This window comes from Amycolatopsis sp. lyj-23 (assembly GCF_046549135.1).
Taxonomy (GTDB): Bacteria; Actinomycetota; Actinomycetes; order Mycobacteriales; family Pseudonocardiaceae; genus Amycolatopsis.
Window position 1 is genome coordinate 144,483 of the sequence record NZ_JAJPWN010000018.1, and the last position, 23,449, is coordinate 167,931.

28 protein-coding genes are annotated in these 23,449 nt (G+C 72.2%); 12 read left to right on the top strand and 16 right to left on the bottom strand.

Annotated elements, in window-relative coordinates:
* The first annotated feature begins 36 nt into the window (after positions 1 to 36).
* The 5 genes from ACLJPY_RS37775 to arfB all read left to right on the top strand — a co-directional run bounded on the left by ACLJPY_RS37775 (position 37) and on the right by arfB (position 3,779).
* Positions 37 to 276, top strand: a complete 240-nt coding sequence (locus ACLJPY_RS37775) for a DUF397 domain-containing protein (RefSeq protein ID WP_247059172.1) — start codon at positions 37 to 39, stop codon at positions 274 to 276.
* Positions 263 to 568 (top strand): hypothetical protein, encoded by a 306-nt coding sequence (locus ACLJPY_RS37780; protein ID WP_410595792.1) that lies wholly within the window; start codon positions 263 to 265, stop codon positions 566 to 568. Before ACLJPY_RS37775 ends, ACLJPY_RS37780 begins: the two co-directional genes overlap by 14 nt.
* A 120-nt stretch (positions 569 to 688) precedes the next feature.
* Positions 689 to 2,215, top strand: a complete 1,527-nt coding sequence (purF, locus tag ACLJPY_RS37785) for an amidophosphoribosyltransferase (RefSeq protein ID WP_410595793.1) — start codon at positions 689 to 691, stop codon at positions 2,213 to 2,215.
* A gap of 28 nt (positions 2,216 to 2,243) precedes the next feature.
* Positions 2,244 to 3,314 (top strand): phosphoribosylformylglycinamidine cyclo-ligase, encoded by a 1,071-nt coding sequence (purM, locus tag ACLJPY_RS37790; protein ID WP_410595794.1) that lies wholly within the window; start codon positions 2,244 to 2,246, stop codon positions 3,312 to 3,314.
* A gap of 48 nt (positions 3,315 to 3,362) precedes the next feature.
* Positions 3,363 to 3,779 carry an alternative ribosome rescue aminoacyl-tRNA hydrolase ArfB gene (gene arfB / locus ACLJPY_RS37795; protein WP_410595902.1) on the top strand — a complete coding sequence of 139 codons (417 nt, stop codon included), beginning with the start codon at positions 3,363 to 3,365 and terminating at the stop codon, positions 3,777 to 3,779.
* Here arfB and ACLJPY_RS37800 read toward each other — a convergent pair.
* Together ACLJPY_RS37800 and ACLJPY_RS37805 are read right to left on the bottom strand one after the other, a co-directional pair.
* Positions 3,776 to 4,525 carry a GNAT family N-acetyltransferase gene (locus ACLJPY_RS37800; RefSeq protein ID WP_410595795.1) on the bottom strand — a complete coding sequence of 250 codons (750 nt, stop codon included), beginning with the start codon at positions 4,523 to 4,525 and terminating at the stop codon, positions 3,776 to 3,778. The genes arfB and ACLJPY_RS37800 overlap by 4 nt on opposite strands.
* A gap of 367 nt (positions 4,526 to 4,892) precedes the next feature.
* Positions 4,893 to 5,801 (bottom strand): Gfo/Idh/MocA family protein, encoded by a 909-nt coding sequence (locus tag ACLJPY_RS37805; RefSeq protein WP_410595796.1) that lies wholly within the window; start codon positions 5,799 to 5,801, stop codon positions 4,893 to 4,895.
* Positions 5,802 to 5,877: 76 nt separating this feature from the next.
* Here ACLJPY_RS37805 and ACLJPY_RS37810 point away from each other — a divergent pair, with 76 nt between their 5' ends.
* The 4 genes from ACLJPY_RS37810 (at position 5,878) to ACLJPY_RS37825 (ending at position 10,596) form a co-directional block, all read left to right on the top strand.
* On the top strand, positions 5,878 to 6,504 hold the full coding sequence (locus ACLJPY_RS37810) for a hypothetical protein (protein WP_410595797.1): 627 nt from the start codon (positions 5,878 to 5,880) through the stop codon (positions 6,502 to 6,504).
* Positions 6,494 to 7,555, top strand: a complete 1,062-nt coding sequence (locus ACLJPY_RS37815) for a CbiQ family ECF transporter T component (RefSeq protein ID WP_410595798.1) — start codon at positions 6,494 to 6,496, stop codon at positions 7,553 to 7,555. The genes ACLJPY_RS37810 and ACLJPY_RS37815 overlap by 11 nt, the downstream gene beginning before the upstream one ends.
* On the top strand, positions 7,552 to 9,150 hold the full coding sequence (locus tag ACLJPY_RS37820) for an ABC transporter ATP-binding protein (protein WP_410595799.1): 1,599 nt from the start codon (positions 7,552 to 7,554) through the stop codon (positions 9,148 to 9,150). Before ACLJPY_RS37815 ends, ACLJPY_RS37820 begins: the two co-directional genes overlap by 4 nt.
* Before the next feature lie 624 nt (positions 9,151 to 9,774).
* The gene (locus tag ACLJPY_RS37825; RefSeq protein WP_410595800.1) at positions 9,775 to 10,596 is read left to right on the top strand and encodes an ECF transporter S component; all 822 of its coding nucleotides are present in this window, start codon (positions 9,775 to 9,777) and stop codon (positions 10,594 to 10,596) included.
* On the opposite strand, the gene ACLJPY_RS37830 is transcribed toward ACLJPY_RS37825, so the two are convergent.
* Together ACLJPY_RS37830 and ACLJPY_RS37835 are read right to left on the bottom strand one after the other, a co-directional pair.
* Complete coding sequence (locus ACLJPY_RS37830) at positions 10,587 to 11,441, bottom strand: 3-hydroxybutyryl-CoA dehydrogenase (RefSeq protein WP_410595801.1); 855 nt, start codon at positions 11,439 to 11,441, stop codon at positions 10,587 to 10,589. The genes ACLJPY_RS37825 and ACLJPY_RS37830 overlap by 10 nt on opposite strands.
* A gap of 117 nt (positions 11,442 to 11,558) precedes the next feature.
* The gene (locus ACLJPY_RS37835) at positions 11,559 to 11,747 is read right to left on the bottom strand and encodes a DUF3073 domain-containing protein (protein ID WP_410595802.1); all 189 of its coding nucleotides are present in this window, start codon (positions 11,745 to 11,747) and stop codon (positions 11,559 to 11,561) included.
* A 207-nt stretch (positions 11,748 to 11,954) separates the two neighbouring features.
* On the opposite strand from ACLJPY_RS37835, the gene ACLJPY_RS37840 reads away from it, so the two are divergent.
* Complete coding sequence (locus ACLJPY_RS37840) at positions 11,955 to 12,851, top strand: hypothetical protein (protein WP_410595803.1); 897 nt, start codon at positions 11,955 to 11,957, stop codon at positions 12,849 to 12,851.
* Positions 12,852 to 12,960: 109 nt separating this feature from the next.
* Here ACLJPY_RS37840 and ACLJPY_RS37845 read toward each other — a convergent pair whose 3' ends face one another.
* From ACLJPY_RS37845 to ACLJPY_RS37855, 3 genes are read right to left on the bottom strand one after another with little or no spacing between them, the layout of a single operon-like run.
* Positions 12,961 to 13,890, bottom strand: coding sequence for an asparaginase (locus ACLJPY_RS37845; protein ID WP_410595804.1), 930 nt, complete (start codon positions 13,888 to 13,890; stop codon positions 12,961 to 12,963).
* A complete protein-coding gene (locus ACLJPY_RS37850; protein ID WP_410595805.1) occupies positions 13,887 to 14,450 on the bottom strand; it encodes an aerial mycelium formation protein in 564 nt (187 codons plus the stop codon). Before ACLJPY_RS37850 ends, ACLJPY_RS37845 begins: the two co-directional genes overlap by 4 nt.
* A 49-nt stretch (positions 14,451 to 14,499) precedes the next feature.
* Positions 14,500 to 15,630 carry a YgfZ/GcvT domain-containing protein gene (locus ACLJPY_RS37855; RefSeq protein WP_410595806.1) on the bottom strand — a complete coding sequence of 377 codons (1,131 nt, stop codon included), beginning with the start codon at positions 15,628 to 15,630 and terminating at the stop codon, positions 14,500 to 14,502.
* Between the two features lie 31 nt (positions 15,631 to 15,661).
* On the opposite strand from ACLJPY_RS37855, the gene ACLJPY_RS37860 reads away from it, so the two are divergent.
* Positions 15,662 to 16,510: an aminodeoxychorismate lyase gene (locus ACLJPY_RS37860; RefSeq protein WP_410595807.1), complete on the top strand. Its 849-nt coding sequence runs from the start codon at positions 15,662 to 15,664 to the stop codon at positions 16,508 to 16,510.
* Here the strand turns inward: ACLJPY_RS37860 and ACLJPY_RS37865 are convergent.
* From ACLJPY_RS37865 to ACLJPY_RS37905, 9 genes are all read right to left on the bottom strand, one after another.
* On the bottom strand, positions 16,489 to 16,914 hold the full coding sequence (locus ACLJPY_RS37865) for a hypothetical protein (protein ID WP_410595808.1): 426 nt from the start codon (positions 16,912 to 16,914) through the stop codon (positions 16,489 to 16,491). The two genes, ACLJPY_RS37860 and ACLJPY_RS37865, sit on opposite strands and share 22 nt — an antisense overlap.
* A gap of 97 nt (positions 16,915 to 17,011) precedes the next feature.
* Positions 17,012 to 17,842: a biotin-dependent carboxyltransferase family protein gene (locus ACLJPY_RS37870; protein WP_410595903.1), complete on the bottom strand. Its 831-nt coding sequence runs from the start codon at positions 17,840 to 17,842 to the stop codon at positions 17,012 to 17,014.
* A gap of 11 nt (positions 17,843 to 17,853) precedes the next feature.
* Complete coding sequence (pxpB, locus tag ACLJPY_RS37875) at positions 17,854 to 18,450, bottom strand: 5-oxoprolinase subunit PxpB (protein WP_410595809.1); 597 nt, start codon at positions 18,448 to 18,450, stop codon at positions 17,854 to 17,856.
* Positions 18,451 to 18,454: 4 nt separating this feature from the next.
* Positions 18,455 to 19,069 (bottom strand): FABP family protein, encoded by a 615-nt coding sequence (locus tag ACLJPY_RS37880; RefSeq protein ID WP_410595810.1) that lies wholly within the window; start codon positions 19,067 to 19,069, stop codon positions 18,455 to 18,457.
* A gap of 230 nt (positions 19,070 to 19,299) precedes the next feature.
* Positions 19,300 to 19,611, bottom strand: coding sequence for a DUF1416 domain-containing protein (locus ACLJPY_RS37885; RefSeq protein WP_410595811.1), 312 nt, complete (start codon positions 19,609 to 19,611; stop codon positions 19,300 to 19,302).
* Positions 19,611 to 20,447, bottom strand: coding sequence for a sulfurtransferase (locus ACLJPY_RS37890; RefSeq protein ID WP_410595812.1), 837 nt, complete (start codon positions 20,445 to 20,447; stop codon positions 19,611 to 19,613). The genes ACLJPY_RS37885 and ACLJPY_RS37890 overlap by 1 nt, the downstream gene beginning before the upstream one ends.
* 32 nt (positions 20,448 to 20,479) lie before the next feature.
* Entirely contained in the window at positions 20,480 to 20,911 is a 432-nt protein-coding gene (locus ACLJPY_RS37895) for a DUF4395 domain-containing protein (protein WP_410595813.1), read from the bottom strand.
* 267 nt (positions 20,912 to 21,178) lie between these two features.
* Positions 21,179 to 21,604, bottom strand: a complete 426-nt coding sequence (locus tag ACLJPY_RS37900; RefSeq protein WP_410595814.1) for a TlpA family protein disulfide reductase — start codon at positions 21,602 to 21,604, stop codon at positions 21,179 to 21,181.
* An 11-nt stretch (positions 21,605 to 21,615) separates the two neighbouring features.
* A complete protein-coding gene (locus tag ACLJPY_RS37905; protein ID WP_410595815.1) occupies positions 21,616 to 22,515 on the bottom strand; it encodes a DUF2993 domain-containing protein in 900 nt (299 codons plus the stop codon).
* 152 nt (positions 22,516 to 22,667) lie between these two features.
* Between ACLJPY_RS37905 and ACLJPY_RS37910 the strand changes: the two genes are divergently transcribed.
* The gene (locus ACLJPY_RS37910) at positions 22,668 to 23,417 is read left to right on the top strand and encodes a winged-helix domain-containing protein (RefSeq protein WP_410595816.1); all 750 of its coding nucleotides are present in this window, start codon (positions 22,668 to 22,670) and stop codon (positions 23,415 to 23,417) included.
* The last annotated feature ends 32 nt before the right edge of the window (positions 23,418 to 23,449 follow it).

The following is a 23,449-nucleotide window of genomic DNA, read 5'->3' on the forward strand; positions in this document are numbered from 1 at the left end:
CGGCCTGAAAGATCTTCCACATCGAGGAGTGGGACCATGGCTGAGCGATTCGAGAACGGTATCCCGGCCGATCGGCTGTCCGGTGCGCAGTGGCGCAAGGCCAGCTACAGCGGTGCCGTCGGCAACTGCGTGGAAGTCGCGCCGCTGACCACCGGCGAGATCGCGATGCGCAACTCGCGCTTCCCGACCGGCCCGGCGCTGGTCTACACGCGCGCCGAGATGGCCGCGTTCCTGGCGGGCGCGAAGGACGGTGAATTCGACGATGTCCTCGGCTGAGGCCGTCGCCCCCGTCTTCGACATCGAGACCGGACTGCAGGAACTGGTGGCCCGCGGCTACCAGTTCGTCCACCCCGCCGACGAGCGCGGCGAGATCCTCGCCGTCGTCGGCGTGCGGGTGCACGATGACGTGGTCGACGTCGTCCGGCTCAACGCCGAGGACGACGTCGTGGCGACCAGGATGCCCGGCTCCGAAGAGAACATCTTCGAGCCGGAGCGGTGGCTGTGGCGCCGCCGCGGCGAAGGTGCGCAGGTGCTGACGGAGATCCTCGCCCTGCCGGATGCGTGCTGAGACGTGCAGGCTTGCGGGCCCCGTCCGAAGTGGTCAGAACCACGTCGGGCGGGGCCTCGCTCATGTCTGCACCGTCTACACTGAAAATCGGCCTGACCACGTCTTCCCAGGAGCTCCTCGGTGGTTTCCGACCCGCAGCTCGTGTCCGACCAGCCCGAACCGGAACCCCGTGAGGAGTGTGGCGTCTTCGGCGTCTGGGCTCCCGGGGAAGAAGTTGCGAAGCTGACCTACTACGGCCTCTACGCCCTGCAGCACCGGGGCCAGGAGGCCGCCGGCATCTCCGTCTCCGACGGCTCGCAGATCGTGGTCTTCAAGGACCTCGGCCTGGTCAGCCAGGTGTTCGACGAGCAGATCCTGCAGTCGCTGCAGGGCCACATCGCCGTCGGGCACTGCCGGTACTCGACGACCGGCGCGACCATCTGGGAGAACGCCCAGCCGATCTTCCGCACCACCGAGACCGGCAGCGGCCTGTCCTTCGCCCACAACGGCAACCTCGTCAACACGGCGGAGCTGCGCGAACGCACCATCGAAGCGGGTCTCAAGCCGCACGCGGGCCTGACCGGCTCGTCCAGCGACTCGGACCTGATCTGCGGGCTGCTCGCCGCGACCGCCGCCGACAAGGGCATCGAGGCCGCGGCCATGGAGCTGCTGCCCACCCTGAAGGGCGCCTTCTGCCTGGTGTTCTCGGACGAGAACACGCTGTACGCGGCCCGTGACCCGCACGGCGTCCACCCGCTGGTGCTCGGCCGGCTGGAGCGCGGCTGGGTCGTCTCCAGCGAAACGGCGGGCCTCGACATCGTCGGCGCGTCCTTCGTCCGCGAGGTCGAGCCGGGCGAGCTCATCGCCATCGACGCCGCGGGCCTGCGCTCGTCGCGGTTCGCGAACCCGGACCCCAAGGGCTGCGTCTTCGAGTACGTCTACCTGGCCCGCCCCGACACCACGATCGCCGGCCGCGGCGTGCACGCCACCCGCGTCGAGATCGGCCGCCGCCTCGCGTCCGAGCAGCCGGTCGAGGCCGACCTCGTGATGCCGGTGCCGGAGTCGGGCACCCCGGCCGCGATCGGCTACGCGCAGGGCTCGGGCATCCCCTACGGCACCGGCCTGGTGAAGAACGCCTACGTCGGGCGCACGTTCATCCAGCCGTCGCAGACCATCCGCCAGCTGGGCATCCGGCTCAAGCTGAACCCGCTGCGGGACGTCATCCGCGGCAAGCGCCTGGTCGTGGTGGACGACTCGATCGTCCGCGGCAACACCCAGCGCGCGCTCGTGCGGATGCTGCGCGAGGCCGGCGCGCTCGAGGTGCACGTCCGGATCGCCTCACCGCCGGTGCGCTGGCCGTGCTTCTACGGCATCGACTTCGCCTCGCGCGCGGAGCTGGTCGCGAACGGCGTCGACCTCGACGGCATCCGGCGCTCGATCGGAGCCGACTCGCTGGGCTACATTTCCCTGGACGGCCTGGTCGCGGCGGCGGAGCAGCCGAAGTCGCGGCTGTGCACGGCGTGCTTCTCGGGTGAGTACCCGATCCCGCTGCCGGAAGACGCGCTGATCGGGAAACACCTGCTCGAAAGCCTCGACGCGGTCAATGGCGCGGCGACCCCCGTCAGCCCCGCCGGGTACGGTGCCGAAGACGCCGTCCGGCGTCCCTGAGTTCCTTCCAGTAGGGAGTCCGTCCACCGTGAGCGAGTCCACGAGCGCCACGTACGCCGCCGCCGGGGTCAGCATCGACGCCGGCGACCAAGCCGTCGAGCTGCTCAAGCCGCACGCCCAGCGGGCCACGCGGCCCGAGGTCCTGGGTGGCGTCGGCGGTTTCGCCGGGCTCTTCTCCCTGAAGCTCGACAAGTGGAAGGAGCCGGTGCTCGCGTCGTCGACCGACGGCGTCGGCACGAAGATCGCGGTCGCGCAGGCGCTGGACAAGCACGACACGGTCGGCATCGACCTGGTCGCCATGGTGGTCGACGACCTGGTCGTGACCGGCGCCGAGCCGCTGTTCCTGCAGGACTACATCGCCGTCGGCAAGGTGCACCCGGAGAAGATCGCCGCGCTGGTCGGCGGCATCGCCGAGGGCTGCGTCCAGGCCGGCTGCGCGCTGCTGGGCGGCGAGACCGCCGAGCACCCGGGCCTGATGGGCGAGCACGACTACGACATGTCGGCCACCGGCGTCGGCGTGGTCGAGGCGGCGCAGCTGCTCTCGCCGGAAAAGGTCCGTCCGGGTGACGTCGTCCTCGCGCTGGGCTCGTCCGGATTGCACTCGAACGGGTACTCCTTGGCCCGGCACGTGCTGCTGGACATCGCGCGGATGCCGCTCGACGGGCACGTCGAAGAGTTCGGCCGCACCCTCGGCGAGGAGATGCTGGAGCCGACGCGGATCTACGCGAAGGACTGCCTGGCGCTGGCCGCCGAGACCGAGGTCCGGACGTTCGCGCACATCACCGGCGGCGGCCTGGAGGCCAACCTGGCCCGGGTCATGCCCCGCGGCCTGGTCGCCCGGCTCGACCGCGGCACCTGGAACCCGGCGCCGGTGTTCGCGCTGATCGGGCAGCGCGGCAAGGTCGAGCGGGCCGAGCTGGAGAAGACGTTCAACATGGGCGTCGGCATGGTGGCGATCGTCGGCGCCGAGGACGTCGACCGGGCGCTGGCCATGCTGACCGCGCGGCACGTCCCGGCGTGGGTGCTGGGCGACGTCCAGCCGGCCGACGACGTCGACGGGCCGCGCGCGGTCCTCTCGGGCGACCACCCGCGGTTCTGATATCCGGTTGGCCGGGCTGTCACACTTGACGTCGTGGCAGCCGAAGACGTGGTGGTCGGCTCCCGGTTCACGATCCCGGGAGCCGAATTGAGCGAGCGCTTCTCGCGCTCGTCCGGCCCGGGCGGGCAGGGTGTGAACACCACGGACTCGCGCGTCGAGCTGTCCTTCGACGTCGCCGCGTCGCCGTCGATCCCCGAGCACCTGCGCGACCGCGTCCTGGCCGGACTCGGCTCGCGGCTCGTCGACGGCGTCCTGACGATCGCGGCCAGCGAACACCGGTCCCAGCTGCAGAACCGGGAGGCCGCGCGCGGCCGGCTGGCGAACCTCCTGCTCGACGCCTCGGCCCCGCCGCCCGCCAAGCGGCGTCCCACGAAGCCGTCCCGCGGTTCGAAGGAACGCCGCCTGGCGTCGAAGAAGCGCCGGAGCGACGTGAAGAAGGGCCGCTCCGGCCGCTTCGACGACTAGCGCACCGACAGGTGCACGCACTCGCCCGCCGGCCGGTAGCCGACGCGGGCGTAGACGTGCCCGATCCCCAGGTCACCGGGGGTGAGGAACGCCGTGTGCGCCCCGGCCTCGTGGACCTCGCGGGTCAGCCGGGCGGTGAGCGCCGCGGCGATCCCGCGGCCGCGGTACGGCTCGAGCACGGCGATCCCGGCGATCTCGGTGGTGCCGTCGACGATGTCGAGGGCGACCCCGCCGCCGACGACCACGCCGCCGACGACCACGCCGCCGGCTTCCGCGAGCAGGTGCCGTCCGCCGGACTTCAGCTGTTCGACCTCGTCGTCGCCGACCTCCGCGGGTTCGCCGAACGCCGTGTTCTGCGCTTCCCGCATCCGCCGCAGGTCGTCGTCGGACTCCGGCACCCGCAGCCGGACGCCCGACGGCACCGGCCGGTCGACCCGCGCGGCCGGCGCGCAGGTCATCAGCGGCACCCGCCGTTCGAGCTCGTACCCCGCCCCGGCCAGGAGTTCCTCCAGCTCGGGAGCGACGTCGGTGAAGTACTCGAGCCGCGGGAGCAGGCCCCGCCGCCGGTAGGCCGCGGTGAGCGCGTCGATCTCGGCCGCCGTCGGCTGCGCGCCGTCGTCCGGGATCGCGTAGTTGAGCATCGGGTGCGGTGTGCCCGGCGAGTAGGTGGCGAGGAACGGGCCGACCCGCTCGGTCTCGCGGCCGCGCGGTGCGGTCGCGCGGACGTAGGCCTGGATGGCAGACATGTGAGCCTTTCGAAGAGCACGTCAAGGAACCGCGGCCGCGGAAGGGCCTGCGGGCGGGGCGCTGGGCGTCGGGCCTAGCGGGGGCCGACGCCGGGGACGGCGCCAGGCATAGGCGGTCATTCCTTGAGGTCGGACGGGCTCTTCCCGGTCATGATCGCACGGCGGGCAAGCGGTTTACGGCGTTGCGGCTCGCCCGGCAGACCGCCTTATCCGGTGATCTTTCCGGTGGCGCCGTTTGTCGTCCCGTGGTTCGCTCAGGGGACCACACTGTCCACAGTGGAAGCTGTGGACAACCCTGTGGATGGATTCTGGGGACAGGTGTGAAAGCCCTGTCGTGCATGGAAAAAGCGTGAACCAGCCCTGTGTACTACTTCGCGGCGAGGTCGCGCGCCTGCTCGAGCAATTCCTGCAGGTGCAGACCGCGCCGGACGTCGCAGGGGTGCGTCGTCGTGCCGCTGGCGATCATCGCCGCGAAGTCGTCCAGCAGCGCGGTGTAGGACTCCTGCGCCGAGCCCGGTTTGCGACCGAGCGTCCGGTACCCGTGCTCGCCCCAGACCGCGACCTCGACGACGGTCGGCTGCACCGGCAGCCGCAGCGAGAGCGTGGCCGTGCTGACCACGCCGTCCTCGTGGGCCAGCATCAGGTGCCAGAGGTCGCCGGGGCTCTGCCGGGCCGCCACCACCTCGGTGATCGGGCCGAGCGCCGCGTCCAGCATGTCGAGGGCGTGCGGGCCGATGTCGAACAGCGCGCCGCCGTCGTCCTGGCGCCACGCCGAGCCGGCGTACTGGCCGCCGAGCAGCGCGCCGGACAGCCAGCGCGCCCCGCCGCCCGCCCAGCCACCCGCTTGGGCCAGGCCGGCGAGCCACTCCTGCGTCTGGGCGGAGTAGCGCAGGGTCAGCACGACCAGCGCGGCCACGTCGGCAGCGGCGACGGCGTCGGCCAGCCGCCGCGCACCGGCGAGGTCGGCGGCGATCGGCTTCTCCAGGATCAGGTGCTTCCCGGCTTCGGCCGCACGCACGCCGAGCTCGGCCTGGATCGACGGCGGCACGGCGAGCGCCACCGCGTCCACCTGCTCGAACAGCTCCTCGACGCTGGCGGCGGTGGCCGCGCAGTGCGTCTCCGCAAGCGCTTGCGCCGCTTCCGGCCGCCGGGCCCAGACCGCGGTCAGCGCCGTACCGGGGTGATCGGCGATTCCGGGCGCGTGGATCGTCGTCGCCCACGGGCCGGCGCCGATCAGGCCGACGCGCAACTGTCCGTCCGCGATGAGCTGTCCCACGCCCGCAGTCTAGGTGTGTCCCGCGTCGCGCCGGAACCGCACCTTCGGCGGGTGCCGTCCTGGTTAAGGTGCCTGCATGATCGCCTCCCGCTTCGCCGTCGTCTGCGCGCTCCTGTTCGGCGCCGCCTTCGTGGGTGCCGCGCCCGCGTCGGCGGCGGGCACGGACGGGCCCTGCCCCGAGGGCGGCGGCGTGACGGTGGTCGTCGACTTCGGCGATCTGGGCCCGGCGCCGGTGGTCCGCTGTGCCGCGGGCACGCCCGCGAACGGCATCGCCGCCCTGCAGGAGGCCGGAATCGAGGTGGCGGGCTCGCAGAAGTACGGCCTCGCCGTCGCCTGCCGGATCAACGGCAAGCCCGGCCCCGACGTCGAGTCCTGCGCGGGGATGCCGTCGGCGACGGCGTACTGGAGCTACTGGCACGCCCCCGCCGCCGGGGGGACCTGGACGTCGAGCCAGGAAGGCGCGCAGACGGCGAAGCCGGCCCCCGGTGGGTTCGAGGGGTGGGCGTTCGCGCGCCCGAAGTCGGCGAACGACCTGCCGGCACCGCCGCGGGTGCCGCCGGCGCGCCAGGCCGCTTCGCCGGCTCCCGCCGCCCCCGCTGACCAGGGCGGTTCGTTCCCGTGGGGCGTGGTGCTCGGGGCCGTGGTGATCGTGCTGGTCGGCGGCGCGGCGATCGTCGTCGCCCGGCGCCGGCGTGCGCAGTAGGGCGCTGCACCCCGGCGCCTGGTGGGCCTGGGCGCTCTCGCTGGCCGTCGCGGCCAGCCGGACGACGAACCCGCTGCTGCTCGGCCTGATCATCGCCGTCGCCGGGTTCGTCGTCGCGAACCGGCGCAGTGACGCGCCCTGGGCGCTGGCGTTCCGGCTGTACGTCTACGTCGGCGCGGTGATCGTCGCCTCCCGCGTGCTGTTCCGGATCCTGCTCGGCGGCGAGGACGGTGGCCACGTGCTGTTCACCCTGCCCCGCATCCCGCTCGCCGCCGGGTTGGCCCTGTTCGGCCCGACGACGGCGGAGGCGCTGCTCGGCGGCCTCTACGACGGCCTACGGCTGGCGACGATGGTCGTCTGCGTCGGGGCGGCGAACGCTCTGGCCAACCCGAAACGCCTGCTCAAGGCCGTGCCGGGAGCGTTGTCCGAGGTGGGGACGGCGGTGACGGTGGCGTTGACGGTCGCGCCGCAGCTCGTCGAGAGCGTCCAGCGCGTGCGGCGGGCCCGCCGGCTGCGGGCGGGGCCCGCGCGCGGGCTGCGCGCGGTGAAGGGCATCGTGGTGCCGGTGCTGGAGGATGCGATGGAGCGGTCGCTGCGGCTGGCGGCCGCGATGGACTCCCGCGGCTACGGCCGCCGGGCGTACCTCGGCGTGCGGCTGCGGGCGCTGATCGCTGCCTGCGTCCTGGCCGGGCTGGCCGGCGTGTGCGTCGGCGTCTACGGCGTGCTCGACGGGACGTCGTCCTGGCTCGGGCTGCCGTTGCTGGCGGCGGGGCTGGCCGTGGCCGTCGCGGGGTTCGTCCTCGGTGGCCGCCGGGTGCGGCGGACGGCGTACCGGCCGGACCCGTGGGGCTGGCCCGAGACGCTGGTCGTCGCGGCCGGCGTCGGCGCGTGCGTGCTGCTGTTCGCGACCGCCCGGGTCGACCCGGGCCGGCTGTTCCCCTCGCTGAGTCCCTTGCGCTGGCCGGAGGTGTCCTGGGTGCACGCGTTGTCGTTGCTGGTCGGGGCGCTGCCGGCGGTTCTGGCGCCGCCGGTTCGGGAGGTCGTCCGGTGATCGAGTTCTCGCGGGTCACGGTGACCTACCCGGACGCCTCGCGGCCGGTGCTGTCGGACGTGTCCCTGCTGGTCGAAGAAGGCGAGTTGTGCCTGGTCGCGGGCCCGACGGGAGCGGGCAAGTCGACGTTCCTCGGCGCGATCAACGGGCTCGTCCCGCACTTCACCGGCGGCCGGCTGGCCGGCCGGGTCGTCGTCGCCGGTCTCGACACGTCGCTCCACCCACCGCGTGAGCTGGCGTCGGTCGTCGGTGTCGTCGGGCAGGACCCGCTCGCCGGGTTCGTGACGGACACCGTCGAGGAGGAGCTCGCGTACGCGATGGAGCAGCTGGCGGTACCGCCGGACGTCATGCGCAAGCGCGTCGAGGAGACGTTGGACCTGCTCGGCATCGCGGACCTGCGCAACCGTCCACTTCGGACGCTGTCGGGCGGGCAGCAGCAACGCGTCGCGATCGGCTCGGTGCTGACGACGCACCCGTCCGTGGTCGTGCTCGACGAGCCGACGTCCGCGCTGGACCCGACGGCCGCCGAGGACGTGCTCGCGGCGATCACGCGGCTGGTGCACGACCTGGGGACGACGGTGATCGTGGCGGAGCACCGCATGGAGCGGGTGGCGCAGTACGCGGACCGGCTGTTGTACCTGCCTGGCGACGGCTCGGTCCGGTCGGGACCGCCCGCGGAGATCCTGGCGACGTCGTCGATCGCTCCGCCGATCGCCGAGCTGGGGCGGCTGGCGGGCTGGTCACCGCTGCCCCTGTCGGTCCGCGACGCGCGGCGCCTCGCGGGGCCGCTGCGTTCGCGGCTCCAGAAATTGTCGGTGGTGGGTCGTAGTCTCTCGGTGACCGGTTCGGCACTGGATGTGAGAGGGGTGGTGGTCCGATACGGAGATGTCCTGGCGGTGCGCGGGGTCGACCTGCGTGTCGGACCGGGCGAGGTGGTCGCGCTGATGGGACGCAACGGCTCCGGCAAGTCGTCGCTTCTCTGGGCGGTGCAGGGCAGTGGCCCGAGGTCGGCGGGGAAGGTCGACGTCGGCGGCGCGGACCCGGCATCGCTCAAGCCACGAGTGGCCCGTCAGCGCGTGGGTCTGGTCCCGCAGACCCCGGCCGACCTGCTGTACCTCGATTCGGTGGACGCCGAGTGCGCACAGGCGGACACCGAGTCGCAGGTACCGGCGGGAACGGCCCGGGCCCTGCTGGACAGGCTCGCCCCGGGAGTAGCCGGTGAAGCGCACCCCGGCGACCTCTCGGAAGGGCAGCGACTGGCGTTGGTGCTGGCGGTCCAGCTGGCGTCGGCCCCACCGCTGATCCTGCTCGACGAGCCGACCCGTGGCCTCGACTACCACGCAAAACGGCGCTTCGCCACGGCCCTGCGAGAGCTGGCCTCGCAGGGCCGGGCGATAGTGCTGGCCACCCACGACGTCGAGTTCGTGGCGACGGCGGCCACCCGCGTGGTGGTGCTGGCCGACGGCGAGGTGGTGGCCGACGGCCCGACGAAGGACGTGGTCGTGGCATCCCCGGCATTCGCACCGCAGGTCGCGAAGATCCTGGCCCCGGAGCGCTGGTTGACGGTGGACGAGGTAGCGGAAGCGCTGACATGAGGAGGCAGGCGGCGGAGGAGGGGTGGAGGGGGGCGGGGGCGGGGGCCCAGGGAAGTCGAGTGCGGCCCGCACGACCCGCTCGGCAAACTTTGCCCGGGCACCGGGAACGCAAGCGCCACATCGCGGCCCGCACGACCCGCTCGGCAACCTCTGTCCGGGCACGGGAACGCCTGCGCCACCTCGCGGCCGCCGATGCCGGACGGACGCGCAGCGGCGCTCGCGACCGGCGGTTGGCCCGTGTGCCGCGCGCTTGCGTTGGTTCGCGGTGGGCGTTGCCGGTTGGGCGCACAGCGGCGCTTGCGACCGGCGGCTGGCCGGTGCCCGGCGGGTGCGCAGTGGTGCCTGTGTTGGTCGGCGGTTGGCGGTGTCGGATGGATGCACAGCGACGCTCGCGGCTCGGCAGTGCCCGGCGGAGGCGCAGCGGTCGGCGGTGCCCGATGAACGCGCGGGAATGCTCGCGGCTGACGATCGGCCGGTGCCCAGCGGGCCTGCGTTGGTCCGCGGCGCGCGGTCGGCGGCGCCCAGTAAGCCCGCAACCGTTCCGCCGCCCACCAGCCATCGCCGAGCACCGCAGCTCCCGAGACCTCGCCCGTCACCAGACCTTGAGCCGGCGGTGAACCCGGCATGACCGACTTCCTCCGCCCGCCGTCCCGCGCCATCCGGCTCACCCCGCGGCCCGCGCTCGTCCTCACCGTCGCGAGCCTGCTCGGGCTGGCCATGTTCTGCTGGCCCCTCTTCGCCCACCCTCAGCCGACCGCTGCCGCGCACACCGCGGATGCGCCCTTCGTCTTCATGGCGACCCTGCCGGTGCTGATCCTCGTCGTGCTCGCCGAACTGTCGCGAGGGGGCATCGATGCCAAGGCGCTCGCGCTCCTCGGCGTGCTCTCGGCCGTCAACGCCGGGCTGCGGCCGCTCGGGGCCGGGACCGGGGGTGTCGAACTCGTCTTCTTCCTGCTCGTCCTCGCCGGGCGGGTCTTCGGGCCCGGGTTCGGGTTCGTGCTCGGCTCCACGTCGCTGTTCACCAGCGCGTTGCTCACCGCCGGGGTCGGGCCGTGGCTGCCGTTCCAGATGCTTGCGTCTTCGCTGGTCGGGCTCGGGGCCGGGCTGCTGCCGCGGAAACCGCGGGGCAAAGCCGAAATCGGCCTGCTCGTCGGGTACGGCGTCTTCGCGGCCTACTTCTTCGGGCTGCTCATGAGCCTGTGGTCGTGGCCGTTCCTCGCCGGGGACAGGACGCAACTCGGCTTCGTGCCCGGCGCGCCGCTGCTCGACAACCTCCGGCGGTTCGGCGCCTACACCGTCCTGACCTCGACCCTCGGGTGGGACACCGGCCGCGCGATCACCAACGTCGTCGCCATCGCCGCGCTCGGGCCGGCCATCCTCACCGTGCTGCGGCGGGCCGCCCGGCGCGCCGCGTTCGACGCGCCGGTGACCTTCGATCAGCCGTAGGAGTAGAAACCCCGGCCGGTCTTCTTGCCGAGGAGGCCCGCGTCCACCATGCGCAGCAGCAGCGGCGGCGACGAGTACAGCGGCTCCTTGAACTCCGCGTACATCGAGTCCGCGATGGCCTTGATCGTGTCCAGCCCGATCAGGTCGGACAGCCGCAGCGGGCCCATCGGGTGGGCGGTGCCCAGCTCCATGCCGCGGTCGATGTCCTCCGCGGACGCGAAGCCGGACTCGATCATCCGGATCGCCGAGAGCAGGTACGGCACCAGCAGCGAGTTCACGATGAACCCGGCGCGGTCCTGCGAGCGGATCACGGTCTTGCCCAGTGCCGTCGTCGCGTGCTCCTCCGCGCGGCGGGCGGTTTCGTCGCTGGTCAGCAGCGAAGGCACCAGCTCCACCAGCGGCAGCACCGGGACCGGGTTGAAGAAGTGGATGCCGACCACCTGCTGCGGACGGCTCGTCGCCATGCCCAGCTTCATGATCGGGATCGACGACGTGTTGGACGCGAACAGCGCGTCCTCGGCTTCGACGATCTTGTCCAGCTGGCGGAAGACGTCGACCTTCGCCTGCTCCTGCTCGAGGATCGCCTCGATGACCAGTTCGCGGTCGGCGAACTCGGCGATGTCCGTCGTGAACCGGAGCCTGCCGAGCGCCGCGTCGGCGTCTTCGGCGCTCAGCTTGCCGTTTTTGACGCCGCGTTGCAGCGACTTCTCGATGCGCGCCTTGCCCGCGTCGAGCGCCGGCTGGTTCACCTCGGTGATGACGACGTCCAACCCGGACCGTGCGTGCACCTCGGCGATGCCGGACCCCATGAGGCCCGCCCCGACGACTCCAACCCGACTTACCACCGGCTCACTCCTTGTCGCTTCGCAGCCCAGCGTGCTCTTGTGGACACGATTGTGGGCAGCACGCGACGCGCGAGGGCGGTTGCCGGATGGGCACCACCCTCGCGCGTCTACACGTGCTCAACGACGGTACTCGTCGTACCCGTCGTCGTACGGGTCTTGATCATCGCTGTCGGACTCCTCGTAATGACTACTGGAGGAGCTACTCGACAGCTCGCGCTGCAAAGCATCGAAGTCGGTCTCGTGCGAGCTGTACTTGAGCTCACGCGCCACCTTCGTCTGCTTGGCCTTAGCCCGGCCGCGCCCCATGGCTCGACCCCCTCGCACAGGGGCGGGGCGGCCGGGGGAATCGGCGGCCCCGCATCGTCTCGACAATTCTTTCCTGCTCACACCGTACCGTGTCCGGGGGGTTCGATGCGACGTGGCACGGTGTGCCGGTCGTGACAGTGTCCGCCGGACACCGGTTACCGGCCGGTCGGTGACGATCGGCGCAGGTAGACGTGCCACGATCTACCTGTGCTCCGTCCCTTTGTGGCTTACCTGCGGGTGTACGAACCCCTGCTCGCCCTGGGCGATCCGCCGGACGAGCGGCTGCGCGCGGCCGTCGCGGCGGCCAAGCTCCAGCGGGCGGACGCCGGGGCGCGCGAGCAGGCCATGTGGCTCAAGTCACAGGTGGCCGCGCCGCGACGGCTGCTGCCCGCCGAACTGGCCGACGGCCGGCCCGCGCCGAGCCTGCTGACCGATGTCCTGGTGCTCGACCCGGCGGAAGTACCGGGCGGTAAGGCCGAGCACGGCCCGCTCGTCTGCCCGTTGGAGCTGCGGGCCCGCTCGGCGGCCGCGCTGGTCACCTTCCTCGGCGACGCGCACCCGGCGCTGAAGAACGTCGTCCTCGACGAAGGCGGGTTCACGCAGGAGACGATCCGCGGGCGGACGAAGTCGGCGATGGCGGACTTGAGCACGACTGCGGCACACACGCTGTCGACGACCTGGACCGTCCCGCTGCCGTGGTTCGTGCTGATCGAGCCGGAAGAACGGCGGCTGGTGCTCGGCGAGGGCCGCGCGGATTCCCGGCGCGAGCTGTCCTGGCGCGCCACCCTCGCCGACGCCCAGCACCGCGCCCGTGAGGCGGGCGAGCTCCTGGAGCAGACGTTCGGCGACTCCGGACCGGGCCGCGTGCTGTTCGAGACGCGCCGCTGGCTGGACAACTTCCACCCGGACTCGGTGGTCGAACTCGACTACGGCGGCCTGGTGCAGCTGTTCACGGACCCGGTCCTGGAGGCCGACAACACGGCCGACGAGGTCCACGACATCCTGGACGCGCTGCGCTCGGGCAACGTCGAGGAGCTGGCCGAACTGTTCTCCGACCTGCGCGAGTTCTGGGGCGACGTGGCCGCCCGCGAGCGCGCCAACTAGTGGACAACCGGACGGCCCAGCGGGCTGCCCGGCCCGAAACCGTCGGTACCTCCCGGTAGCGTGGAAAACGGGGGCTGCTCAGGCACGAAGGCGGCGCCGGCCGAGCCGGTCAGTGCAGCTCCGGGACCCGGATTTCCCCGACCGGACGCCCGCCGCCCCGGACTTCCGGGCGAGCCGGCTCCGAAAGCCCGGACACGTCCACCCCCAGGTACCGCAGGGCCTCCACCGCCAGCGGTGCGCACGCGCGCTTCGCGCCGTCGTCCATCTTCATCGCCACCGCGAACCCATCCGGCAACGCGAACGCCTGGACGCCCTCCGCGCCCGCCTTCGCCAGCAGACCCTCCACACCGGACATCAGCACCGTGTCCTCGCGGCCCGTGCCCGCCACCAGCCACGGGTGCGACCGCATCGCCGAGGCCACCTCCGCGCACGCGCCACCGGAAGTCGCAACACGGCCGAACGCCCGGGCCAGCCCCGTCAGGGAAAACGCGAACAGCGGCGCGCCGCACCCGTCGACTCCCGTGTGGGCGATCGGCTCGCCGGTCAAGGAGGCGACGGCCGAAGCCAGCGCCTGCTGCAGCGGGTGGTCCGGCGCCGCGTACCCCGCCACCGGCCAACCCGCCCGGAGGCACGTCGTCAGCATCGCCGTGTGCTTGCCCGAACAGTTCATCGTCACGCGCCGCGGCTCGGCTGCGTCGCGCATGCTCGGTTCGTGCAGCGGGAAGTCCGGCGGGCACGCCAAATGCTCTTCGCGCAGGCCGGCCGCCTCCAGCAGCTCCAGGACCCGCTTCACGTGCCCCGGCTCGCCCGAGTGGGACGCGCAGGCCAGCGCCAGGTCCTCGCCCGTGAAGTCCAGGCCCGCCCGCAGCATCCCGACCGCCTGCAGCGGCTTGTTCGACGACCGCGGGTACACCGGCGAGACCACGTCTCCCAGTGCCAGCCGGACCGCACCTTCCGGGCCGGTGATCACCAGCGCGCCGCGGTGGACGCTTTCGACGAAACCGGACCGGACGACTTCGGCCAGCACGGGGTTGGTCACTCGGCGCGGCCGCCTTCGTTCTCCAGCAGCTCGTCCACTGTGGCCGAGCCCTGTTGGTAGCGCTTCGCGATCTCCGCGTTCAGCGTGTCCATCACGCCTTGGACCTCGCGGCGGAACGACGACACCGAAAGCTCTTCGCGCGCGTACGTGTCCAACGCGGAGGCGAGCTTCTCGTCCGACAGGGACCCGACGTCGGTCAGGTCCGTGTCGCCGATCAGGGCTTCCGCGTGCCGCCGGTGCTCGCCCGCGCGGGACGGCTCGAGCTGCTGGTGGCGTCCCGAACCCGCCGCCGGGCCCAGCGCGTTGTCGGCCAGGATCGTGGCCAGCTGGTCGACGATGCTCGCTTCGCCGCCCGAACTGCGCCGGGCCTGCTCCGCGCGCACGATGTCGATCCGGGCGTGCAGAAGACGGCGCAGGTAGGACAGGTCGGTCTCTTCCTGCGCGGCTTCGTCGCGCCGCTCGCGCAGCACGTTCAGCGGCAGTTCACCCAGGCCGCTGAGGTACCCCGAGCCGAGCACGCGGTCGATCCGCCGCCTGCCACCGGGCCGCACTTCGATCACAGCGCAGTTTATCCCGGTCGAGCGTGATCTCGCTGTCAGGGCCGCTGGTTCAGCCGCGGAGTTGGGCGGCCGCCGCACGGCCCGGCGCGGGCTGTTCCGCGGGCACCGAATCGGGGTCGATCGCCGCCTGGACGAGGTTGTCCTCCGACCCCGCCAGCAGCTCCGCGCCCACCGGTGTCGACCGCTTGACCAGCGCCAACGCGATCGGGCCGAGCTCGTGGTGCTGGATCACCGTGCCGATCCGGCCGACCGGCCGGCCGTCCAGCAGCACCGGGTCGCCGGTCTCCGGGGTGACCTCGGGCGAGCCGTCGAGGTGCAGCAGGAGCAGGTTCCGCGGCGGACGTCCCACGTTGTGAACCTTCGACACCGTTTCCTGGCCGCGGTAGCAGCCCTTCGCCACGTGCGCCGCCGACCCGACCCAGCCCACCTCGTGCGGGATCGTGCGGTCGTCGGTGTCGACGCCCAGCCGCGGCCGCACCGACTCGACGCGCAGAGCGTCGAACACCCAGCTGCCCGCCGCCCGCGCGCCCGCGTCGGTGAGCCGCTTCCACCAGTCCACCAGTGCGGCCCGCGGCACCGCCAGATCGACGCTGGAGCGGCCGGGCCACGGCATCCGCCGGACGAACCCGCCGCCCGGTAGCGCCGCGACGGCGTACGGCTCCGGGCCGACCTCGGCGCCGACCGCGCTCAGCACGCGCTCGGCGTCCGGGCCCAGCACGGTGAGCAGCGCGAGCTCGCCGGACGCGTCGCGGATGTCCACCTTGGACCAGAACTTCATCGCTTCGAGGTACTCGCGCAGCGTCTGGGGGCCGCCCTTGGGCAGCGCGCTGGTCACCTGCGGTTCCGGGTCCGAGTCGAGGTAGACCGTGCCGTCGAGGTGCGCGAGCACCATGTGCGTCTCGACGCGGCCCTGGCTGTCCAGCACCAGCGCCTCGGTGCCGGAGCCTTCGGCCAGCCCGGTCACGTGCTGCGAGATCACCAGGTGCAGCCACGACAGCCGTTCTTCGCCGGTGACGGCGATGAATTCGCGGTGCGAGCGGTCGATCACGACCACGCTGCGCGAGGCTGTGCGCTGCTCCGCGAAGGGGTCTCCCCAGTGCCAGGGCACTCCGGCTTCGGGATGGTCGTCAGGAGCGGGGATCGATCCGGGCACGTCCAGCAGCGGCGAGCGGTACGGCATACCACCCAGCCTAGGTGAGTACGGTGTCCGCATGCGCGTGCTCGTCTTCCTCGACGGAACCCCGGCCGACCCCGACGTGGCCCAGATCAAGGTCGACGACCTCGGGCTGATGCGCGGCGACGGCGTCTTCGAGACGATCTTGGTCGTCGACGGCAAGCCCCGGGAACTGCGGCCGCACCTCGAGCGGCTGGCTCGTTCGGCGGCCATGCTCGACCTGCCGGAGCCCGACCTCGCGGCCTGGGAGCGGGTCGTTTCGCTGGTCCTCGAAAGGTGGGCCGGCAGACCCGAAATGGTGCTGAAACTGGTGTACACGCGGGGATCCGAGGGCGACCCGGCCGCGGTGCCGACCGGTTTCGCGCTCGGTTCGGAGGTCGCGCCGGCGACGCTGAAAGCGCGTGCCGACGGCGTCGCCGCGATCACCCTCGAACGCGGTTTCCCGCCGGATCTCGCCGAGCGCGCGCCGTGGCTGCTGCTCGGTGCGAAGCCGCTGTCGTACGCGATGAACATGGCCGCGGTCCGCGAGGCGGGCCGCCGCGGTGCCGAAGATGTGATTTTCACCGCGGCCGACGGTTCGGTGTTCGAAGGCCCGACGTCGACCGTGGTGCTCGCGAAGGGCCGGACGCTCTACACGCCGCCGTCGAGCATCGGGATCCTGCCGGGCACCACCCAGGCCGCGGTGTTCCGCGGCGCCGAGAAGGCGGGCTGGGCGGTCAAGGTGGAGCCGCTGACCGTGCGCGACCTCGTCGAGGGCGACGGTGTCTTCATGGCCTCCAGCGTCCGCAAGCTGACCCGGGTGCACACGCTCGACGGCGAGCGCCTGCCCGGTTCCGAAGCCGTGTACGCCGAGCTGCTGGCGGCCTACGAGGGCGAATACGCCTGACCCTGGCTGATCCGGACGACGGCGGGGGCGACCTCTTCCGCGCGGTAGGCGGCGATCTTGTGGTGACCGTCGATGATCAGCTCGCGTTCGCCGTCGGCCAGCAGCACCGCGACCGGCCGGTGCCCGCTGCGGATGGCCGTCCGGTAGTAGCCGACGCGGGCCTCGTCCGACGGCGGCCAGGCGTCGGTCGGGGTGAGCTCCTGGCCGGACGGCAGCCGTTCCGGGCCGCTCACCCGGTAGTCGCCGTCGACGAGCAGGTCGAGGACCGGGCCGAGCGTGGTGGCCAGCGGACGGCGCAGCTGCCCGGTGGCCAGCGCGATCCGCAGCGACTGCGGCAGCTCCGCCCGCGCCCGCGCGTTCACGTCGAGGAAGCCCGTGCCACCGCTGATCGTCACCTGTTCCACGCTTATCAGGACGGGTGACGGCGCGACATGGTTCCGGCCGCTACCCGGACGGGTGCACGCGTGATGCCGGTCTCACCCGCGTGGCGGTACGCCTTGCTCAGGAAGGCCGGAACCGGATCCGGGTACCCGGCCGAGCCTGCGCGAGGGCGGGCAACGCGGCCGTGCCGACGACGGCGGCGACCGGATAGCCGCCGGTCGTCGGGTGGTCGGCGAGGAACACCACCGGCAGCCCGCTCGGCGGCACCTGGATCGAGCCGGTGACGACGCCTTCGCTCGGCAGCTCGCCTTCGACGGTCCGGCGCAGCGGCGTCCCGTCCAGGCGCAGGCCGACGCGGTTCGACTCGGCCGTGACCGTCCAGCCGGCCGCGAGCCCGCCCGCCGGGTCGGCGAACCAGTCGTCGCGGGGCCCGAGCGTCACGGGCACCACGAGCTCGCCCGGTGCTCGCGCGGGCACGACGACGTCCGCGCCCGCGGGAATGCCGGGGCGGCCCAGCGGCAGGACGTCTCCGGCGCGCAACGGCTCCGGGCCGATGCCGGACAGGACGTCCCGGGAGCGGCTGCCCAGGACCGGCTCCACCGCGATCCCGCCGGAGACGGCCAGGTAGCAGCGCAGCCCCGTCGACGGCGTGCCCAGCGTCAACGTCTGCCCGGCGCGCACGGCCAGGGCCGCGTGGGAGCCGGCGGAACGGCCGTCGAGCCGGACGTCGACCGCCGGGCCGGTGACCGCCGCCGTCACCGCGGCGGTGAACCGCACGGAGAGGCCGCCGAGCAGGGCCTCGATCCCGGCGGCGCCCTCCGCGTTGCCGGCGAGCCGGTTGGCCAGCCGCAGCGACGCCTGGTCGAGGGCACCCGAAGGCGCCACCCCCAGGTGGGCGTAACCGGTCCGGCCGAGGTCCTCGACCAGCGCGTGCCGCCCGGGCTCGAGCACCTCCAGCGCCCTCACCGCACGCTCCGGAAGCGGACGCGGTCTCCCGGCGCGAACAGCGCGGGCGGGTCGGCGTGGGGGTCGAACAGCGTCGCCGACGTGTGCCCGAGCAGCCGCCAGCCACCGGGCGATTCGCGCGGGTAGACGCCGGTGAATTCGCCGGCGAGCCCGACCGAACCGGCCGGGACGCGGGTTCGCGGGGTTTCCAGGCGAGGCTGCTGCAGCTGCGCGGGCAGTCCGGTCAGGTAGCCGAAGCCGGGCGCGAACCCGGTGAACGCCACGGTGTAGACGGCTTCGGTGTGCAATTCGACGACGGCGTTCGGGGAAAGCCCGGCGTCCGAAGCGACCAGCGCCAGGTCCTCGCCGTCGTAGCGGACGTCGAGGGTGACTTCGCGGGGCTCGCCCGCGGGCGGGTGCGTGAGGTCGGCGGCTCCGAGCAGGGCGCGGACGGCCGCCACCCCGCCGACGACGAGCAGGCTGCGCGCGCCCGGCACGAGGTCGACGACTCCGGTCGGGCGCGCGGCCAGCACGGTGGCGTGAGCGGCCCGCACCTGCTCCAGCGAGTCGCAGTCGAGCAGGGCGGCGTCCTCGCCACACCGCCGCCAGCGCACGGCGTCAGCCGACGACGCGGTGCAGCAGCGCCGAGGTGTGCGGCTGCATCTCCTGGCCTGCCATCGCCCGCTCCTCGACGTAGCCGAGGGAGCCTTCGATCAGGCCGTACAGGCGCTGGGCCGCGGTGACGTCCTTGGCCGTGGCCGTGCGGATCACCGCGTCCGTGCCGAGCTCCCAGGACGTCTGGTTGCGCGGCTTGCCGTAGTACAGCTCGACGATGCCGGTGTTGTGCGTGAGCAGCAGCTCGAGCGTGTCGTCCGCCTGGGGGCGCCAGAACCCGGACTCGCGGGCGGCGGGCCGGATGACCTTGCCGTCGGCGTCCAGCAGCCACGAGCGCGACTCGTGGATCAGGAACGGGCGGCCGTCGTGGGAGATCGTCAGCTGCTGCGCGAACTTGTACGGGCCCTCGATGGTCGGGTAGTCGACCTCGCCCTCACCGCGCCAGACGCCGACGAGCGGCAGCAGCGCGAGGCAGGCGTCGTTGAGGTTCGGGCCCTCACGCAGGTTCGCGGTGTCGTTCGGGATGGGCAGGTCGTCCCACAACGGGAGGTTGCGCGCGCGAGTGCTCTCCGCACGCTTTTCCGCTGCCACGATGGCTTCGTCGCCGCTGGCGGTCATGGGTCAGCGCTGGTCCGCGTACAGCCGGTAGACGACGTACACGGCGAACCAGGTGATCGCGATGCCGGCGAGGACCAGCAAGGTCGTAAACAGTGCTTCCACACCGGCAGAATAGTCCGCCCGCTCCCGGAAGGCCTTGCGCAGGGTCGCTGCGGTGAGCACGGTCACCCGGCCGGAAACGCCGCGAGGGCCTCCCCGCCGAAGCAGGAAGGCCCTCGCGGGATGGAGACTCAGGCGACGGAGATCGCCAGCTGGTGCAGGCCCGGGCCCTCGGCCTTGACCGAGGCTTCGCCGTTGCCGGTGCGGTGCAGGGCGCGGACCGTCCACTCGCCCGGCGCCGCGTAGAAGCGGAAGTCGCCGTCGGCCGAGGAGACCACCTCGCCGGTGAAGTCGCCGCCGCCGTCCAGCAGCCGGACGAACGCGCCGCCGACCGGCCCGTTCGCGCCCGTCACCTTGCCGGCGAGCACGACCTGCCCGCGCGTGTCGAAGTCCGCCGGCGTGGCCTCCTGGACCGGTGCGCCGCAGCTGTCGTCAACCGCCATCACTTGGCTCCCAACTCGACCGGCACGCCGACGAGCGAGCCGTATTCCGTCCACGAACCGTCGTAGTTCTTCACGTCCTGGTAGCCCAGCAGCTCGTGGAGCGCGAACCACGCGATCGAGGAGCGCTCGCCGATGCGGCAGTAGGCGATGGTGCCCTTGCCCTCGTCGATGCCCTCGTCCTTGTAGAGCTCGCGGATCTCGTCCTCGGTCTTGAAGGTGCCGTCCTCGTTGGCGACCTTCGCCCACGGCACGTTCAGCGCGCCGGGGATGTGGCCGGGGACCTGGGACTGCTCCTGCGGCAGGTGCGCCGGGGCGAGCAGCTTGCCGGAGAACTCGTCCGGCGACCGCACGTCGACGAAGTTCTTCGACCCGATCGACTGGACGACCTCGTCGCGGAACGCGCGCAGCGACAGGTCCTGGTCCTGGGCCCGGTACTCGGTGCGGTCGCGCTTGACCTCGTCGGAGTTGAGCTCGCGGCCGTCGAGCTCCCACTTCTTGCGGCCGCCGTCGAGGAGCTTGACGTTCTCGTGGCCGTAGAGCTTGAAGTACCAGTACGCGTACGCGGCGAACCAGTTGTTGTTGCCGCCGTAGAGGACCACGAGGTCGTCGTTGGAGATGCCCTTCTCCGAGAGGAGCTTCTCGAAGCCCTCCTTGGAGACGAAGTCGCGGCGCACCCCGTCCTGCAGGTCGTTCCGCCAGTCGAACTTCACCGCGCCCCGGATGTGGCCGGCGTCGTAGGCGGTGGTGTCCTCGTCGACCTCGGCGAACACGACGCCGGGGGTGTCCAGGTTCTCCTCGGCCCACTGGGTGGTGACCAGGACGTCTTCACGGCTCATGGACTTGGACTCTCTTTCTGGGGTTGAACTTCTCAGGACGCGCGGGCGGGGCTGAAGCGCTTGATGAGCAGGTACATCTCGCAGCCGAGGCAGAAGTTGAAGGCCGCGTTGAGGAAGGCGGCGAACAGCGCGAACGCCGTCGCGACGATGCCGAGCGGGGTGACGCCGAGCGCGAACCCGATCGTGCCGACCAGCGCGAACACGAACCCGACGGCCTGGGCGAACCGCAGCGGTGCCGCGTCCTCGCGTTCGGACGTCGGGCCGAGGCGCGGGGCCACCAGGGCGCGGTAGAGGATCGAGTACGGCGCCGGCTTGAGGCCGACGAACGCGCCGATGGCGAAGACGACGGTCTGGACCGCCAGCAGCGGCCACCACTGGGTGACCAGCACGACCGCGAGCACGATCGTGGTCAGGATGGCGGCGAACCGCGGGCCACGCGGGTCGACGGCCGGTCCGGCGGGCATTCGTTCCTCCAGCTGGAGCAGAGGGAGTGCGTGCGAACGGCACGCTTCAGCGGCATCGGGGCTGGCTGTGTCCGGACGTCGTTCAGCGCCCGGTCGGGTGAGCGCGACACAGGCTGCTGCGGACGCGGCAGAGGTCCACTGCGCGTCGCTGCGTCAAGAAGAAGCTGGTCAGCCCGGTCACGGGTGCGAGGGTACCCAGTGCTCCCTCAGAGTGGGAACCACGTTCATACCTTGGGACGATTCCCGTTTTCTGGGACAACGCCCAGGTCAGGACGTCCGAGTGGTGAGATGCGGCCGCAGGGCGTCCAGCAGCTCGGGGCCCTTGGGGACGCCGCCGACGCGCAGGAGCTCCCGGCCGTCCGGCGTCAGCGCGATCGTGGTCGGTGTCCGCAGCACGGACAGCGACTGCGCGACCTCCGGCTGGTCCGTGACGTCGAGTTCGACGTGGTGCAGGCCGTCGGTGCGCTCGGCCAGCGGCGCGAGCACGGCCTTCGCGTGCCGGCAGGGCGCGCAGAAGGTGGTGGAGATCTGGACCAGCGTCACCGCGGACGCCGGGTCGAGCACGGCGGTGACGGGCGCGGGCAGCTCGCGCGCCGGCTTGGCGTCGCGCACCCGGCCGTTGCGGGCCTTGAGCAGCGCGCCGACGGCGCCGGCGACCACCAGCGTCGCCACGAGCACCCACACTCCCGTCACCGCACCGCTCCCTACTTGCTCAGGTCCGCGAAGGACACGTTCGCGGCCTTGCCCTTGATCGTGATCGATCCGCTCTGCACCCGCACGCCGGTCGGGGTGACCGACAGCGGCAGGTCCTTCGTGCTGATCGAGGCGTTGAAGTTCGGCATCAGCACCTTCTGCACCGCCTGCGGGACGACCGTCGTCTCCTTGTCGTTGCCGAACTGCAGCCGCTTGGGCAGGAAGTTGATCGTGCCCTTGGCCGCGTCGGCCTCGATCATCGCGAAGCAGAAGATTTCCAGATCCTTGCCCGCGAACTGAAGGTGTCCCGAAATGCGGACACCGGTGCTCGACTCGTCCTGGTCGGGCTGGCCCTCGGTGGTCTTCGTCGTGGTCGGCGCCGGCTCGCTCTGCCCGCTGTCGCCGTTCTGGACGTACTCGGTGGTCGACGGCTCGATCCGCAGTTCCTTGATCTTGTCCAGCGGCGAGAGGCGGGCGAGGTCGGCGGCCTTGATGGTGACCGAGCCGGTCAGCTGCCCGATGGTGATCGCCTTCGTGTTGCCGTTCGTGATGTCGGACAGCGGCGCCTTGACGTCCTCGAGCTCGGCGTTCACGGCGACGTCCTGGAGCTTGTCCGCGACCGGGACACCGGCGGCGGCGACGCTGATGTGACTGTAGTCACCGCCCAGCGCCTGCGTGAGGAACGGGAAACCGTGGATCGTCACCGACGGGTCGTCGTTCAGCTGCAGCTGCGTGCGGGCCTTCTGCGAAATCAGGTGCTCGGCGTACGCGGCGGCTCCGAAATCGGCGCCGACCAGCAGCAGCACCAGGACGATCAGCGCGATCACCCAGCGCCGGGCCCGGCGGCCGCGGCGTCGCGCGTCGGGCCTCGGTGCGGGTCGGTCGTCCCGGGTCACGGGCCTGCTCACCATCGCGTCCGTACTCCTGTTCGTCGGGGACACCCGGATTCCTCCAGGTGTGATCGATCCAGCAAGGGTTAGGTGCCCGGCCGTTCAGCCGCTATTCTCACTTAGCACCGACCAACGCCGCTGTGCGGCGACGACTCGAGAGGGCGGTGCGGCTGATGAGCCTGGACCTTCTGGTACTCACTGCGGAGGCCGACGCCACCGCGGTGCTTCCCGCGCTGGACCTGCTGCCGCACACCGTACGCGTCCGCGCTCCCGAGGTGACGGCCCTGCTCGACGCGGGCCACCGTGACGTGATCCTCCTCGACGCCCGCAGCGACCTGGCCTCGGCGAAGAGCCTCTGCCGCCTGCTCAAGGGCACGGGCGAGGACGAGGCGGCCACCCCGATCATCGCCGTCGTCGGCGAAGGCGGGCTCGTCGCCGTGAGCGCCGAATGGCGTACCGACGACATCCTGCTGCCCACCGCCGGCCCGGCCGAGGTCGACGCCCGGCTGCGGCTGGTGACGACCCGCGACGGCGGTTCCGCGCAGGTCGACGCCGAGCTGCGGGTCGGCGAGCTGGTCATCGACGAGGCGACCTACACCGCGCGCCTGCGCAAGCGCACCCTCGAGCTCACCTACAAGGAGTTCGAGCTGCTCAAGTACCTCGCGCAGCACGCGGGCCGGGTGTTCACCCGCGCCCAGCTGCTGCAGGAGGTCTGGGGCTACGACTTCTTCGGTGGCACCCGCACGGTCGACGTGCACGTCCGGCGGCTGCGCGCCAAGCTCGGCCCCGAGCACGAGCAGATGATCGGCACCGTGCGCAACGTCGGCTACAAGTTCGAGCGGCCGGCCAAGAGCGGCGGCCCGCGGCCGGGCGTGCCCGCCCAGGCCGAGGCGCCGGCCGAGACTCCCGAACTCGCCCACTGACGTCCCCACGTTCACCTGGACGCGGTGACATC